This is a genomic window from Aquimarina sp. TRL1 (genome assembly GCF_013365535.1).
GTDB classification, from domain to species: Bacteria; Bacteroidota; Bacteroidia; order Flavobacteriales; family Flavobacteriaceae; genus Aquimarina; species Aquimarina hainanensis.
Genome location: NZ_CP053590.1, coordinates 294,817 through 311,614, shown reverse-complemented (window position 1 = coordinate 311,614; position 16,798 = coordinate 294,817). Strand labels below are relative to the sequence as shown.

Below are 16,798 nucleotides of genomic sequence, written 5' to 3'. Positions count from 1 at the left end.
TCTACACGATACCTTCCTAATTTTGTTACTCGGTAAGGAGGGGTAAACGGAATAGGATTGCACTATTTTTTTATCGATGAAATGGGCTATGTTTTAAAAATATAGCCCATTTTAATTTTGATACAGAGATATTGATTTATTAAGAAGGTTGTTTCTCTAAATCAATAACTTTACAGCGCAAGGGTACGATTGGCATACTAGCACCCGTTGATAGAGTACGCACAAAATGGATAGCGCTTGCGAGGTCATTCGTTTCAATTTTCAGATCATTTGAGATACGCCCATCATTCGTCATATCAGTATTTACGACACTAGGGCATAAGCAACATACCTGGATGTTCAAAGGGGTTAATTCCTGATATAATGACTGACTATAACTAACGATTGCAGCTTTTGTAGCAGAATAAGCAGCAATTTTAGAAACAGCTTCCAATCCAGCCATGGACCCCAGGGTATACACTTCTCCATAACCTTGTTTTTTCATTTTTTCTATCACTAGATTGGATATTGTTATCGTAGAAATCAAATTTACGTTTATCAACTCAGATAATTTATCTACTGCTAAGCTTGTATTCCCAGGAAATAGCACTCCGGCACTATTAACCAACACATCAATAGTTGAATATTGCTCAATAATTGATTGAGCTTTAGAAGAAACCTCAAATGGCTTACTAAAGTCTATAGAGACTGTTTGGATTGTTACATCTGGGTGTTTTGTTTGTATTTCTGCTTTTACCTTATCTAAGGTATTTTGATGTAGGGAAATTAAAATAAGAGAATACCCTTGTTCGGCAAAGTAATAAGAGAGTGTTTTTCCAATACCACGACTGGCGCCGGTAATTAGTGCGAATGAATCCATAGACTATTAAATTAATCGTTTTTTTTAGGAAAAATACGATATTATTTATGGGGTTAATCAACTTTTTAGAACTACAACATTTTTTTAAGATAGTGAATCGTTTAGAAACCATACCAATGATTTTTATGCAAGAGGATTTTGTTTTTTTATAGTATTTGGTACTGATGATTAATAGAGGGGGAACAGCTACGGTTTAATTCTCATTTTTTGTAAAGCACTAAATACAGAAGTATGCATGGGGTATATATTGATGGTGCTTTTACGTGTTTGTTTAATAGTGTTTTATGGTTTGTTTTGAGAGCTGTTTTTTGTTTTTTTTCTTGATTAAAGAAATACCTTTTTATAAGAAAAAGGCTCAAGCAAAACAACCGTTATTTCTCAAATAAAATCTTGTTTAACTAGCTTTTAATAATCGGATGAATGTATGGAGGAATTACTTGTGTATTAAGACCGGTTTAACATTTTTTGATTGAATAATATCATCAGTGTAAAATTTTGGTTAAACAGCTGTTAAAAATTGAAATATAAAGAAAAATATTTACGAGTTTAAACAGTACTGTTTTTACTGTTTTTTATTTCTTGTTTGTGATTTGATGTGTATAATTAAATGATTTAAAAGTAATTGAACTTATAACTTCCTTTAAAAGCTTGTGTTAATGCTACAAGTGTGATTTTATTTACTATTTGATCTCCTTTACTTTATCGATGTATTTATTTAATAATTTAGTAATGTCTTAGGATGTTAAGGAACTATATGATTTGCTAAAACCAGAATTATCAATACACTTTCTTGAAGCGATAAAATGGTAAATAAAGTGTATTGGCATACGAAAGAAAATGGAGTAAAAACTTTGAGAGGTGATAGTGATCGTATTTTACAATCTCATACAACCAATTGATAAAATTAGCATAAAACAGCCGAGTATCGTAATTGCAGAAACTCATTTTTCCGGACGAAAAAGCTGTTGTTATCAGTTATAAAATTAGTCAAACCAAAAACAATTTATATCTAATATTTAAAATAAATCAAAAATGAAACAACTAAATATTTTTGCAATTTTATTAATGGTACAGAGCGAAACAGATCCTGTTGAAGGAGGAGAAGAAATGCAACAAAAGAAAGTCATATCCCAGAAGAAACCATAAAAGGCTTGAATGCGTTAGGGTTTAATACTGTAGATTTTGAAGTTCTTCAGAAAAAAGAAGGATATTTAGTAGAAGGAGACATTATTGTTTCTACCTAGGTAATTTTAGATGCAAACACAACAGTTACCAAAACAGAGAAGGTTTGGGTTTATATCGAGCTGTGATGAGGTTAGAGAAGTAACTATTCAAAACAACATTCCTGATATTGTCATTAATAGAAAGATTAGAGAAGAAGAACTGGGAAGATTTCCTACCGGAGATGGAAAGCTGAGGAGACTTATAGAGATTGATCCAGGTTTATTTGATGTAATTATGCCAGAAACGAGAAGAAGACAGATTTTATGATTTGTACTCAGACATGAAATAGGTATAATATAGGTTTTGGTCACACGAATCGAAACGACCCAAACTAGTAGTCACATCCCAGAGACAGCGGTTGAAGATCCAATTTCTATAATGAATACAGAAGTTCATGCAATATTGGATGGAGGATATATAGATGTACCATTAGTTCAATCAGGGAGTTTGAGCCAGCAAGATATAATAGTTGTAAGGCAATTATACGGTAACAATGACCCAATCTGTGAATAGCTTTTTATCACATATCATATTCAAAATTGAAGGATTTTTATACTAGTTTACCTAAAAGAAAGAAATAGAACAAGCGTTTTGGTATTCATTTTTGATGATCAAAAACCTAAAAGTCAGTGTTTTATTAAGAACTCCAATTGTATGATGCCTCTTAGTATATAGAGGCATCATTTTTCGTATAAATACAGTATTGAATTCCTTCAGGAAATTCAATGTAATCACATTCATTTTTTAATAAATATTACCAACGACGCAGCCTATTGTGGTTTTATTACATTACTTTTTTATAACAAAAAAATGTAAGGATACCTCTAGACGATTAGAATGATGATCGAGATCATTCATTGTCGATCCTTGGGTAAAGCCGGGTGTGTATATAAAAACAGCAGAAGATAAGAATGGTATTAAAAGATATACTGGATACGAATCCAAAACTATATAAAACATTAAAAATTAAAGGAGAAGAAAAGAAATATGCCCCCGGGGAGTCTATTGGTACACAGGAGGCAAATCAAAATAGCACAGCTTTTATTTTGAAAGGGGTATTCAAAGTTACACTTAAAGGAGAGAACCCTTTATTATTGTATCATATTGATGCTAAAAGTCAGGGAATTATAAGTTTTATGAATTTTTATAACGATACAATAAGAACTTCTGTTACTGCTATCAAAAATAGCCGTTTGTTATGGGTGCCTAATACCGATATTCTGAGGTTAGGTAATTCTTATCCATTATTAAAAAATACGATGTTATCTTCATATCATTATAATAACCAGGAACTCTTACAAGCGATGGATACGATCATTAGTTCATCTATTGAAAAACGATTTATTGATTATCTGTTAAAAAAGAGTAGTATTTATGGCACCAATAAACTTTATATCCCCTGGAATGAAATCGCTTCGGATTTACAAGTTTCAAAAACAACTGTTTTTAAAGTTGTGAAGAGGCTCAAAACAACCAAACAAATAACTCTTAGTGGAGGGCAAATTGTATTAAACAGGTTTAGTGTGTAAACAACCAATTGTTATGGATTGTCTGTAATGTATCCGATATATGTGCGGCATTGACATCCATGCTTATATAATGCAAGGAAGAAGTCTTTCTATAATTAATTTATTTCATTAATAAGATATACCATATGATTTTAAAGACAATTACTGATCAAGTAAAAACATCAGCGGTTTTCAAGAAATTTCCATTCTTGTTTGAATCCGATAACATCATACAATATTACGATACAGAGTTCTTTTCTTTTAAAGAGAACACCGCTAATTTTTATAAGTTTTTAATCTACGGTTCTTTGGAGCTTTACCTAAAACATTATGAAAAAAGGAGGTTTTTATATAGGTTAGAAAGCGAACAACTTCCTATTGTAAGTATTAACTCTTCATTGAGCAATAGTTCTATTGATTTTTTTTGTAAATCTCTTAAAGAATCTGCAATATTATTCATATCTCTGGATAATATAAGAAGGTATTCAATGGAATCAGAAGCCTTTAGGAAAAGCTTTATCAAATCCCAGGAATATCATTATTCATCCATGTTAACAGCAATAGAATCATATACAAAAGATGGTTTGGAAAAACGGTTATACAACTATCTTTTGACGAAATCTAACTTATACAACAGTCAGGAGTTATCAATTTCACAACATGAAATTTCTGAAGAATTAAATTGTTCTCGAGAAGCAGTTATTAGAAACCTGAAAAAGTTAAAAATCAAAGGAGTTATTGAAAATAAGAGAAACGTAATCTTCCTTAAAAAATAAACATTTTGTTTTTATTCTTTGAGCAGAGGGACCTATTTGTCTTAAGAATGCTCTTTTAGTGTAAGAGGCATCTGAAAGAATCCATAGTATTGTTTTAAGAACCCTATAATAATACAGTGTGATTTGGTTTCAATAGTGGATCGTGAATATAGTTTTTTTTTTTGTGTTATTTGTTGATATTCAGTGGTTTTTGTGTGTTTAGTTAAGTGTTAAAGTAGGAATTAAACACGAAGGATTATAATAATATAACGTATTAATAAGTTAACTTACTAACACAAAAACTATTAAAACCATGTTTAAAACAACAAACTCAGCAAGAATTAGTACAATTAATTGCTCGTGGCGGCAGTTAATTTGTACATTTTTATTCCTATCTGTAATTTTACCTGTTCTCCCTCATGGAACAGTAACTTATCCTCCAAGTCGTATTTGGACTTGTTTTCAGGAAGACCCGGAAAGTCCGGATTCAGCAGCGTGTATTGCAGCGGTAGCTTCTCATGGTACGCAGCCTTTATACGATTGGAGTGAGATTAATCAGGCCAATGCGAATGGAGATCATAGAAGGTATGTAAAAGATGGTAATTTGGCGAGTGGAGGAAGACCAGATAAATATGGGGGGATGGATCAGGTTAGATCTGATTGGTTATCTACCCTGGTTTCTCCTGGACCATTCACTGTTACCTGGACCAATCATGCTCCGCATGCAACTGCGTATTATGAAGTATACATAACCAAAGAAAGTTGGTCCCCAGGACAACCATTGACATGGGATAGCCTGGAACTTTTGGTACGAACACCTCCGAGTGGTCCCGAAAGGATAGTCAATATTCCGGTAACATTGCCAACCAGAACAGGAAAGCACGTTATCTATAGCGTATGGCAAAGGTCAGATAGTGCAGAAGCATTTTATTCGACCAGTGATATTCATTTTGATGGAGGAGATACGGATACGCAGGCTCCTTCTATTCCTACGAATTTAAGAGCTTCAAATGCGACACAAACGACAGTTGATTTAGCCTGGGATGCAGCTACCGATAATATAGGAGTATCAGGATATGATGTATACAGAGCAAATACACATGTAGCTACAGTGACAGATACTTCGTATCAGGTAACTGGATTAGCAGCAAATACTGAGTATTTCTTTAGAGTAAAAGCCAGAGATGCAGCAGGAAACCTATCAGATTTCAGTAGCTCTGCAAAGGCAACTACCCTTCAGGATACCGGAGGAGGAAGTTGTTCCGGCATCTCACGATATGCAGCAGGAACTTCCTATAATCGAGGTCAGGAAGTGCAGCATGCAGGAGGAAAATATAAATGTACTGTAGCCGGCTGGTGTTCCTCGGCATCTGCCTGGGCATATGCTCCCGGTACTGGAACCTATTGGAGACAAGCCTGGACAAAAACAGGAGATTGTAATGGAGGAAGCTCAGATACACAAGCTCCTTCTGTTCCTGCTAATTTGAGCACATCAAATATTACACAAACAACTATTGATCTCTCCTGGGGAGCAGCTACTGATGATACAGGAGTGATAGGGTATGATGTGTATCAGGGAAGTACTGTGCTCAGCACTGTATCCGGAACATCATATCAGGTAACAGGATTAGCAGGAAGTACCACATATTCTTTTAGAGTAAAAGCGAAGGATGCAGCAGGCAATCAATCTGATTTTAGTAATACTGCAACAGCAACAACACTTACAGATACCGGAGGAGGAAGTTGTGCAGGAGTATCACAATATGTTGCAGGAACATCCTATACCAGTGGTGAGGAAGTGAAAAACGCAGGAGGAAAATATAAGTGTACGATTGCAGGTTGGTGCTCCTCTGCAGCAGCTTGGGCATATGCACCTGGAACAGGTTCGTATTGGCAACAAGCCTGGACAAAAACAGGTGATTGTAATTCAAATGCACTGTATGCTCTTTTCCCTACAGTAACACAAGGAATTGTTAACTTTAGCGTAGCAGATAAAAATGCTGAATCGATACGAATAAACTTGTATGATATTACCGGGAAATTAATGAATTCGCAAATATATCAAGGAAACCAAAAATCTATTGCACAAGACTTATCTACCCTTAAAAAAGGACTATATATCTATAGAATATATATTGATGGAAAAGTGTATGTAGAGAGAATTCTTAAAAAATAATTGTTTTTCGAATTATACAGGGAATTACATTAATAGTTAATTACCTGTTACTATTTTGAAGGTAGTACAAAGCTATCAAAGGATAAATCCTTTGATAGCTTTTTGTTTTTAGTTGTAAGTACGTCCATTGGGGAATAACTGATACACTCAACTGATATGAAATTATAAGTTGATACAAAACAAGCCTTGTTTTATGTATCCAGATAAAGAGGTTATACAATCGAACTATTTTTAGATTCTTTCGTATCTAAATTTGAGATAAACCAATAAAAAATAAATAATGAAAAACAAATTTTTAATTTTCAGAAACATTTCTCTAGGAGTTATTGGGGGCTTTATGATTGCAAGTTGCCAAAAAGAAAGTGTAGAAGAAGTTTCACTATCTACAGAACAAGAGGACGTAATTACTTCCTTTGATACAAATAATATAAAAGGAGAGTATATCGTAGCACTAAAAAAGTCAACAATTAGTCTGGATACCAGAATAAAGACGATACTAAGTACTAGCGACATTGATGCTTTTAAATTGATATCTAAATTCGAAAATATTTTTCAAGGTTTTGCTGTAAAAAACATTACTGAAGCAGAACTGGCTAGGCTTAGAGAAGATCGTAATATTGATTATATCGCACCTAATAGAGCATATCAGGGAAACTCAGAACAAAGTATCCCTCATACAGTTTTTCCTAATCTTCCCAATACAAAAAGAACTGGAATTGATCCGCATCGCGGGCAACTTCCATTACAAAATATAGATCATACGCCTACTAGTAAGACTTCATGGGGAATTACTAGTATAGGAGGTTCCCGAGATGGTAGAGGGAAAGTTGCCTGGATTATTGATTCTGGAATTCTTGATACCCCGGAGTTAAATATAGATAGAAGACGAAGCAGAAATTTCCATCCTGGAAATGGAGGACCTGAAAACTGGCAAGATGGACCTACTTTACATGGAACAAAGGTAGCAGGAATATTAGCCGCAAAAGATAATGGAATTGGAACAACAGGGATAGCAGCAGGAGCAACAGTAGTGTCGGTTAGAATATCTGATGCTTCTAGTAATAGTAATGATTTAATATACTTAAGAGGTATAGAATATGTAACAAAACATGCTAAAAGAGGAGATGTATGGAATTTCAGTAATGGTTTTAACGGTCATTATCGATCAAAAACATTTAATGATGCATTTAAAAAATTAGCAGGAGTAACTTATGGAGCGGTAGCAGCGGGTAATTTTGATGAAGATGTATTTCTAAGAAGTCCTACAAATGAATATATTGATGGGATAAAAGTGGTAGGTTCTCATGATGGCGCTTTAGAACCAGCTTTTGATTCGAATTTTGGAGAAAAAGTATCTCTATGGGCTCCAGGAGTGAATATTCCTTGTATTTATATAGCAAATCATCCAGAAAAGTACATTATGGGTAGTGGTACTTCTTTTGCTGCCCCACATGTAGCAGGAATGATGTTGATATTGGGAGGAGATGCTCCCACAGCCGGACAGATTAATAAAAATGGTCGTTGGGCAGGAATTGCTCATTGGTAATGATATAATTTTATAAAAGAACAACTGCACTTTTAGTATATTTTAGGGAATATTCAGTGTTTAGTTATCGCATTATAATCTATAGAACCACCACTTTTTAGTGGTGGTTTTTTTGATATGATAAACAGTTTAAAAATGGTGTTAATGAATAGACTGTTTTAAGAGATATAAGCTCTGATTCGAAGAAGGTTAATGTGTTTTTTAAGTAATTTAACAAACGCAGTCTTTGAATTTTAGCAGTTTGTTATCAAAAGAATCATCGCTAGAGGAAATAGTATAAGTAAGTTATATAAAAAAAGGGACAAGTTAATTAAAACTTATCCCTTTTCAGTGCGTCCAAATATACTTGGTGCTTATCTGCTAGTATTAGACAGATAAGAAAGAAATAGTAACGAAGTATTTAAATTATTACAGTTTCTCTTTTATCACTTTTGGATCGTTAAGAGACGTAAACCCATTCTTCGTTTATATAGGCTACTTTTCGACCATTGTAATACCATTCGTTATTATTTCTTAATACAGTAAGACCATGTACCTTATATGTTTCACCATTTTTGTAGATACTTTTAGTGCCATAAAGTGCTTGTATCCCATTAATATCATCCTGATCCAATTGTACATTAGGGGTATATCCTCTGTAAAATGCAGCCATGATAGCATTGCTGTTTTCACTATGACGTAATCCTAAAGAATGACCAAATTCATGAATAGCGACCTGAAGAAGATTTGTTCCTATGTATGTGTTATCAGTAAAATTTTCAGAATCATCAAAGTGACAATCTCCTCCATATTGAGGGAAGTAGGCATGTGCCAGCGTTCCTCCTGGTCCATCAAAAGGATCGCCATCACCATGTTCGTGTTTACCAAATAAAATTTCAATGCCTTTGGTTCCAAAAACTTCGTTAGAAGTACTAGCTTGAGGAAACTTTAGATTGGTTACATCTTCCCAAAAAACAAAAGCTTCTTTAATTATCCTCTCTTGTTCGGCAACAGTCAACCCACTAGAGGCAGCCTTACTCTTATCAAAGTACCAAGGTACTGTTGCTACTCCATTTCTTCTTCTCCATTTCGAACCTTGAAGTGCATATTTAGCAGATGATTTTGTTTGATCAATCAGTTCAGAAATAGGACCAAATTTTGTTTCCGGACCTTGACAAAAATGGAACTGCTCCTCGGTTTTTACAATTTGCGGGGTTTTTTGAATAGCAACAACAAGGTTGTCTTTAGAAAGGGCGTTAATTTTATCAGAACTCAGTAAAGCTCTTATAATGAATGGAGGTAACCCATTTGTATTCTGTGTTGTTAAGTTATATTTGTTTTTGAACTGGGTTATTTCTTCTTTTTTTAATGCAGCCAGGTTGATAAGACAATCTTCTTCTTGACTATCCTGAGTATTAAAAAGAATTTTATACTCACCTTTCAGGTCGCTTACCATGGCTAAATTTTTTACCTGGTCAAGCTTAGCCTCTTTTGAGACTACAGCGTATATAGCTTGTTTATTTAGCCAATACTTGCTGTGGATTCCTAGTTTTTTTAAGTTTTGTGCGGTGGGTATTGCTCCTTCAAAAAATAAGATTTGGCGCGAATCCTTCCTTGATTTGGAACGTATTGATTTAGAAGGGGTAGGAAGGTATACTCCTTTTTTGAAATGTATCTCCGGAAGGTTACTATTCGAAATAATAACAGCATCAGATTCCGTATTATTGGTTTCAAAATCTTGATCTTTTTCACAGGAAATAATGAACATTCCCAGCGTGGCTAATGCAATTGTTTTATAGAATTTATTATACTTCATTTTAATGTAAAGTTTGTGTGTTTATGATTTTATAAAATCTTAATTTAAATGACGTATATACGATATGAGCGCTTTATTTGGAAAGCAAAAGTATATCTAAAAAAAGAACTAAAGAGCATCTGATAACAGAATTAACCTTCGTTTATAATAAAAAATTAACGATTAGTTAAAAACGATGTGTTTTGTGTTGTTTTTTAAGAATAACATTGTGATAAAAGTGTGTTTTTGGGAATATGGTTGTGAATAATAGTGATGTTTTTGGGGGTGTATATAGAGTTTCGTTTGCTTTTATGAGATGCTGATTAATTCTCTCACGCGCTTTTTTAATAGTTTTTAAGAGGCTGAATAAGTTCTATAGGAGATAGGTATTTAAAATACCTGGTGATAATCTCAAATTTTTTATCTAGAATAATTATTGCGGAAAGTGAAAATGGGTGATTTCTTCGTGAAACCAAAAGAAGTGGAATTTTATGTGTTGAATGTCGTTTTTTACCAATGTGCTCATTTATAAATATGTCATTACCAAATACAATAGTATCCGTACTTTCGGGATTCATTTTTATGGCATAATATTCATTATTTAATATTGAAATAATAGTTGAGCCTTTAAAAGCTGTTCTATCCATTTTTTGCAATAGATACACCAGTCAGTATAAAAATCAATAAATACTTTTTTTGGGTTTACGGATAGGGAATCTTCTAGTTGTTCATATGAGAGCCAGTTGATATGATTATTTTGTTATGCCTTTATAGTTTTGGATAAGAGTAAAGGATGATCATATATAAATCGTTTAATGATCATAAATTTTTAAACTAAAGGTCGCATCCTTTTTTACTTTTTGAATGGTAGGTGAAATTGATGATTACGACCTTTAATTAATTTTTAATGATTTTTTCCAAGCTTAATACCTACAAAAAATGTACGAGGCAGGTTAGGACCATAAATATAATCAGAATCTCTGGTAGGACCGGTATCGAAATCATCCTGATAGCTGTTGAAGAGGTTTTTTACCCCTCCCGTAAAGGTGATCATAAAGTTTTCATTAAAGTCAATATGGCTTTCCAGTTTTATATTGAGATCAAAGAAGGGGTGTACCTCATTTAACTGTAGAAAACCAGTATCACTAACAACTAACGGAACGATCATTTCTCCAGAATAGGTGCCAGTTACATCCACATTAAATTTTTTATTAGGTAACCAGGTTGCATTCAGGTATCCGTAAAGGTTGGGAACTCTTACAAACTCTTCAATGACAATATCACTTTCTCCAGGCGTTCCATCACTTTCAAATAGCAACTGAGGCTCATTGTATTCAGTACGTTGAACCGTTCCTCCTAATTGAAAACGCCATTGAGGATCTGGTGAAAGCCCAAATTCGAAGTTCGTTCCAAATACTGTTGCATTTTCTCCATTACGGACTTCTTCTAAAATAGAACCATTTTCCAGAACAGCACCTGTACTGATCAAGGTAAAAGGGTCTTCTATAATAGTATAAAACCCTTCTAGAAGAAAATCTATTTGTAATAAATCTATCGTTTTTGAATAATTCAGTGAGCTAGTGAAGGCGTTAGAGTATTCTGCATCCAGCTTATCAGACAAAATAACAAATTGTGGTTCACCTCCTACGCTTGAGATATGTAGATCTTCATTAAAGGCTTGTGGAGCTCTAAATCCACGTGCATACCCCCCGCGAAGTCGTAGCTTTTCTGTCAGCAGATATGATATTGTTAATCTTGGCGATAGTGCAGTCTGGCTGACATCAACATCACGAGCAATCCCACCAATGGTATAATCACCATCAACCTGTATATTGTCCAGTCGAGTTCCTAGAAGGGCAGTAAATTTTTCTGAAGGTTTCCACTCGTATTGAGCATAAGCTCCAAAGGAATTTACACTTTGGTCAATCATTCGTTTATAACCACTTATTACATCTTCAGTATTGGTAATGTTGTATTCTATACCAGTAGTTAATACATCTTCATTTTTAAAGTACTTGGTATATTGCGCTCCATTTATCCAGGCTAAATCTTTAGTGGTTCCAAAAGCGTTATTTGCCGTGATGCTATCCTGATGGGTGCGTGCACCACCAAGACCACCATAATAGCTGTCTCGATTGGTGTAGGAGGCAGAAGTGTACAATTGAAATTTATTGGTATTGTCTTTACTGTTAATTTCATAGTCTATACCACCGATAAAGGTATCATGATCTAATTCTTCTGTAATATCGGTAAATTGTGGTGCTAGATCTAAGCGATCACCACCACGACGGTACTCGCGAATAGCATTTAGGTTTATAGATACTCGACTACGCTCATTGGGTTTCATAAAAGCTTTGGTTCCTACAGTGGTATTGCGTAACTCGGTAATTTCTGTGAAACCATCGTTGTTTGCATCATATTCATCTCTATTGCGATAGGCACCATATAAGGTGACACCACTGGTAAGGTCATCAGCAACAGTAGTGACATTGAAGGTCATATTTTTGTCGAGAGCATCTCCATCTATTACACTCAGATTACTGCCTATTTCCCAGGTGTTTAATATGGGATCTTTAGTAATTACATTGATAGTCCCTGCAATTGCGTTAGAACCATAAAGGGCAGATCCACCACTGCGTACTACTTCTACCCGGTCTATGATATTAGTAGGTATTTGTTCTAATCCGTAAACGCCTAATAGAGAAGTGAAAACAGGCCTGCTGTTTAACAAAATTTGCGTGTAACCGCCATCCAGACCATTTAGACGGACTTGTGTAAAACCACAGTTTTGACAATTGGTCTCTATTCGCACACCAGGGGCATAATTTAATCCATCTGCTAATGACAGTGACTGTGTAGCAGTAAGTAACCTTGGCTTTATAGAAGAGACCACTACGGGAGCCGTTTTTCGTTCTACTCGATTTCTTGTTGCGCTGACCACTACTTCCTCAAGACCTAAAGCATCTTCTACCAGAGAGAAGTCAATGGTAATATTTTCAGATTGAGTATTATTTATTTCTTTTTTTTGAGTACGATATCCTTGTGATTGTACCACCAAGACTACATTTCCAGCAGGGATTTCCAATTTGTAATTACCATTGATATCGGTGTTTGTACCTACCGTACCATTTTCGATATAGACAGTTGCGAATGGTACGGGAAGTTCTTTGGATTGAACCTTACCAGATATAATAAAGTTATTTTCCTGAGCTTTTATTGTTGCTGCCGAAACTAAAATCAGCAAGCAAAATACTATGTTTTTCATTTTAAAGTTACAGTTATTATTGATTTGATTGAATTATGATGAATGGTAATGATCTCTGGCTGTTTTGAGATAATTACTGATTTTTAGTGTTATTCCGGTGATACTAATAGCTGTTAGATTCGTAAGTAGCCCCTTCTTTATTATCATTGATCTTTATCCCAATGAGATTTAGTCGGTCTCTGATATAATCAGAGAGCGCAAAGTTTTTATGACTGCGTGCCTGTTGTCGTACCTCGATCAGAATATCCATTATTTCCGGAAGTAGTTTATTTTGTAGGCTCGTTTTCGGGGATACACTTATGCCTAAAACATCAATAAGAAAACCTCTATAGGTGTTTTGGAGAAGAGTTAATGTTTCTATTGAAATGGTACTTTGTGTCTGTTTCAGTATTTGCGCCAATCCCAGAAGTTTAAAAAGGCAGGCAATGACCTCGGCTGTATTAAAATCGTCACTCATTTTTTGATAACAATATTGGCAGGCGGTCAATATCTGTGAAGATATGTCATGATCGATATTTTTTGATTGATTGGTTTTTAATTCATCGATGAGTTTTAGCCCTTTCTGTAATTTTCCACAAGCTATTTCAGCAGCCTTAAGTGCCTGATTTGAAAAATCAATAGTACTACCATAATGTGCCTGTAACATTACAAAGCGGACAGTCATGGGGCTATAAGCTTTCTCTAGTAATGGGTGATCTCCACTAAACATTTGACTAAGGGAAATAAAGTTGCCTTTGGATTTAGCCATTTTATAACCATCCAATGTCACCATATTATTATGCATCCAATACCGAACAGGAGCAGTACCAAATGCGGCATAGCTTTGGGTAATCTCTGCTTCATGGTGTGGGAATTTAAGATCCATACCTCCTCCGTGAATATCAAATGGAAGGCCAAGATATTTGATACTCATAGCTGAACATTCTATATGCCACCCTGGAAATCCTACTCCCCATGGGGAAGACCATTTCATAATATGCCCGCTATCTGCTTTTTTCCATAAAGCGAAATCAGCAGGGTGTTTCTTCTGTTCTTGTCCCTCCAATGCCCGACTTCCAGATAGGAGGTCATCCAACACACGACCGGAGAGTTGTCCATAATGATATTTTTCCGAATAGCCCAATACATCCAGGTAAACAGAACCTTCACTCTCATACGCAAAACCGTTGGCTATAATTTGCTCAATCATTTCAATTTGCTCAACGATATGACCAGAAGCTGTAGGTTCTATAGATGGAGGTACTACATTGAGTTTAGCCATCATATTGCGATACAAATTGGTGTAATGTTGAGCTATCTCCATAGGTTCAAGTTCTTCGAGTCGGGCTTTTTTGGCAATTTTATCTTCCCCTTGGTCATTGACTTCATCCTCAAGATGACCTACATCTGTAATGTTTCGAACATAGCGGACCTGATAGCCTAAAAACGTTAAATATCGATATACAATATCGAATGTAATAGCCGATCGGGCGTGTCCCAAATGTGGCTCGCCATATACAGTAGGACCGCATACGTACATACCTACCTTTCCTTCTACAAGGGGAGTAAATAGTTCTTTTTCTCCAGAAAGTGAGTTTTTTATATAGATAGTTCTATTGTTCATTTTTTAGCGCTTAAATATTGCTTACTGTTTGATTTCTTGATGATTAAAACATCCCGGACATATTCCCTTAAAATATCCATAGTACCTCTTTCGTATTCATTATAGACATCCAGATAAGTCATTAGAATTTATTCTACAATCCTTTTTTAGTATTTATAACTTTATATAAATCAGTCGTTCTTTGTGTTTGTAATGCATGTTAAGTGTATGATGTATGGTGTCATTCCATAGGGGACTTTGTTGCAAATATAAGGGATATTAACACAAATGCAACTTTGTTGCATTTGTGTTGCAGGTTTGATTAAAAAATATATGAGATCAGGGGATCAAAAACTATGATTTAGAGGTTTTGGCACTGTATATTTGTAGAAAACCCGTTGAAGTATCATGAGATCCTTTTTTCGAGTAGTTCCTTTCTAAATGTAAATAAAACAACAACGTTTATAGTATTCTTCACTATTCTGTAATTAATAATTGGTGTTGTATAATGTATTGAAAATAAATATGTTATTTTGATGTGGCTTTAAGTTGTAGATACTCTTTTAAAGAGCTTGCATTGCAAATAAAGTACAGTAAAAGTATTGCTAATCAGTGTTTTGTGGTTGGTTTCGTGTGCAAGCTCTATTAATCTGTCCTATTGAGTGATTTCGATGAAATAATTATCGGTTTTTTTTGATATAAAATCAATGAATCATTAAAAACATACAAGTTTTTTTAACAAATCATTAATAAAAGTAGGGTTTTGGCTTTGTATGTCGTATAAAATTATGTTAAATCGATGGTGTAGGTTTAATTATTTACGAAATTCCCCGGATGTACCAACGTGTACTTACACATATAATCATGTTATTTTTTGCAGTTTCATTCCTTGCACCTAGGATTGCAAACTTGCATGTTTTAGATCATTTGTTAGATGATGATACTGCAATTTCTTGTGAGCTTTGTGATTTTATAGTTTATATTAATTATCAGGATTTAATCAATGATCATACTTCTTACATAGAAACGAAACGACAAAATGTTCCAAGTTCTTTTGTTGTTGAAAATCGATACAATGCTCCTAAAGAAAAAATTGTTTCTCCGATAACAATTTATAATAAACCTCCACCTCTTATATAAATAAGGATATACTAATTTTATTTATAGAGATCATTAAGAAATACTAATGGTGTGTTTTCTCAATGATTTTGTTTATTTCATTTTGTCCTGCTTCCAGGATATCATTGTTTAATGGTATTGAAAATGAATGTTTTATCGTTTTGAGTTCACATCAAAACAAGATATTACTCCATATAGAGTATGGTATTTCCTTCATAGTAGATGACTCTTAAGTTCTAACCGAACTTAAGCATACCAAGTATCAAACTTTTTTACATCATATATATGTTACAAGCTATAAACCTTACCAAAATTTATGGTAAGTATGAGGCACTGAGTCAGTTGAACTTATCGGTAGACAAAGGAGAGATTTTTTGTTTACTAGGTCAAAATGGTGCCGGAAAAACAACCACAATAAATCTCTTTTTAGGACTATTAGAACCGACTAGTGGGGAAGCTTTGGTTAACGGTGTTACTGTTAAATCCAATGATAATAAAACCACCGGAATGATTGCTTATATCCCAGAAGTTGTTCAATTATATGGAAATCTATCAGGAATTGAAAATCTCAATTTCTTCAGTAGGTTAGCCGGTTTTAAATATACAAATACCGAGCTGCATCATTTTTTATCAAAAGCAGGACTTCAGGAAACAGCACATCTTAAGAAACTATCTTCTTATTCAAAAGGGATGCGGCAAAAAGTAGGTATCGCTATCGCTCTTTCCAAAAATGCAGATTACATTTTTATGGATGAACCCATATCAGGATTAGATCCTAAAGCTACATTGGAATTTACTGAAATCTGTAAAGAATTAAGCCATGAAGGGAAAGCTATTTTTATGGCTACTCATGACATTTTTAATGCGGTAAATGTAGGTACCAAAATAGGCATTATGAAAGAAGGAAAACTGGTTCATACTTCAAACACTGATACTATTAGTGCCACAGAGTTACAAGCACTATACTTAAAAACGATCTAAACGAAAAAA

At 34.3% G+C, this 16,798-nt stretch carries 13 protein-coding genes; 8 read left to right on the top strand and 5 right to left on the bottom strand.

The features are described 5' to 3' along the window. Positions 1 to 139: 139 nt before the first annotated feature. Entirely contained in the window at positions 140 to 859 is a 720-nt protein-coding gene (locus tag HN014_RS01300) for an SDR family oxidoreductase (protein WP_176027105.1), read from the bottom strand. 1,254 nt (positions 860 to 2,113) lie between these two features. Between HN014_RS01300 and HN014_RS01295 the strand changes: the two genes are divergently transcribed. The 6 genes from HN014_RS01295 (at position 2,114) to HN014_RS01270 (ending at position 8,068) form a co-directional block, all read left to right on the top strand. After that, positions 2,114 to 2,350 carry a hypothetical protein gene (locus HN014_RS01295; protein ID WP_176027104.1) on the top strand — a complete coding sequence of 79 codons (237 nt, stop codon included), beginning with the start codon at positions 2,114 to 2,116 and terminating at the stop codon, positions 2,348 to 2,350. Positions 2,351 to 2,386: 36 nt separating this feature from the next. Further along, a complete protein-coding gene (locus HN014_RS01290) occupies positions 2,387 to 2,596 on the top strand; it encodes a hypothetical protein (RefSeq protein ID WP_176027103.1) in 210 nt (69 codons plus the stop codon). A gap of 398 nt (positions 2,597 to 2,994) precedes the next feature. After that, positions 2,995 to 3,612: a Crp/Fnr family transcriptional regulator gene (locus HN014_RS01285; RefSeq protein ID WP_176027102.1), complete on the top strand. Its 618-nt coding sequence runs from the start codon at positions 2,995 to 2,997 to the stop codon at positions 3,610 to 3,612. 125 nt (positions 3,613 to 3,737) lie between these two features. Further along, positions 3,738 to 4,367: a Crp/Fnr family transcriptional regulator gene (locus HN014_RS01280; RefSeq protein WP_176027101.1), complete on the top strand. Its 630-nt coding sequence runs from the start codon at positions 3,738 to 3,740 to the stop codon at positions 4,365 to 4,367. Between the two features lie 292 nt (positions 4,368 to 4,659). Further along, a complete protein-coding gene (locus HN014_RS01275) occupies positions 4,660 to 6,522 on the top strand; it encodes a lytic polysaccharide monooxygenase (RefSeq protein ID WP_176027100.1) in 1,863 nt (620 codons plus the stop codon). A gap of 280 nt (positions 6,523 to 6,802) precedes the next feature. Then, positions 6,803 to 8,068 carry a S8 family serine peptidase gene (locus HN014_RS01270; protein ID WP_176027099.1) on the top strand — a complete coding sequence of 422 codons (1,266 nt, stop codon included), beginning with the start codon at positions 6,803 to 6,805 and terminating at the stop codon, positions 8,066 to 8,068. 439 nt (positions 8,069 to 8,507) lie between these two features. On the opposite strand, the gene HN014_RS01265 is transcribed toward HN014_RS01270, so the two are convergent. The 4 genes from HN014_RS01265 to cysS form a co-directional block, all read right to left on the bottom strand. Beyond that, on the bottom strand, positions 8,508 to 9,863 hold the full coding sequence (locus HN014_RS01265) for a matrixin family metalloprotease (protein WP_176027098.1): 1,356 nt from the start codon (positions 9,861 to 9,863) through the stop codon (positions 8,508 to 8,510). 323 nt (positions 9,864 to 10,186) lie between these two features. Beyond that, the gene (locus tag HN014_RS01260) at positions 10,187 to 10,489 is read right to left on the bottom strand and encodes a hypothetical protein (RefSeq protein WP_176027097.1); all 303 of its coding nucleotides are present in this window, start codon (positions 10,487 to 10,489) and stop codon (positions 10,187 to 10,189) included. 257 nt (positions 10,490 to 10,746) lie between these two features. Next, positions 10,747 to 13,107: a TonB-dependent receptor gene (locus HN014_RS01255; RefSeq protein WP_176027096.1), complete on the bottom strand. Its 2,361-nt coding sequence runs from the start codon at positions 13,105 to 13,107 to the stop codon at positions 10,747 to 10,749. Positions 13,108 to 13,210: 103 nt separating this feature from the next. Next, complete coding sequence (cysS, locus tag HN014_RS01250) at positions 13,211 to 14,710, bottom strand: cysteine--tRNA ligase (RefSeq protein ID WP_176027095.1); 1,500 nt, start codon at positions 14,708 to 14,710, stop codon at positions 13,211 to 13,213. 843 nt (positions 14,711 to 15,553) lie between these two features. Here cysS and HN014_RS01245 point away from each other — a divergent pair. Beyond that, entirely contained in the window at positions 15,554 to 15,829 is a 276-nt protein-coding gene (locus HN014_RS01245; RefSeq protein WP_176027094.1) for a hypothetical protein, read from the top strand. A 264-nt stretch (positions 15,830 to 16,093) separates the two neighbouring features. Next, on the top strand, positions 16,094 to 16,789 hold the full coding sequence (locus HN014_RS01240; protein WP_176027093.1) for an ABC transporter ATP-binding protein: 696 nt from the start codon (positions 16,094 to 16,096) through the stop codon (positions 16,787 to 16,789). The last annotated feature ends 9 nt before the right edge of the window (positions 16,790 to 16,798 follow it).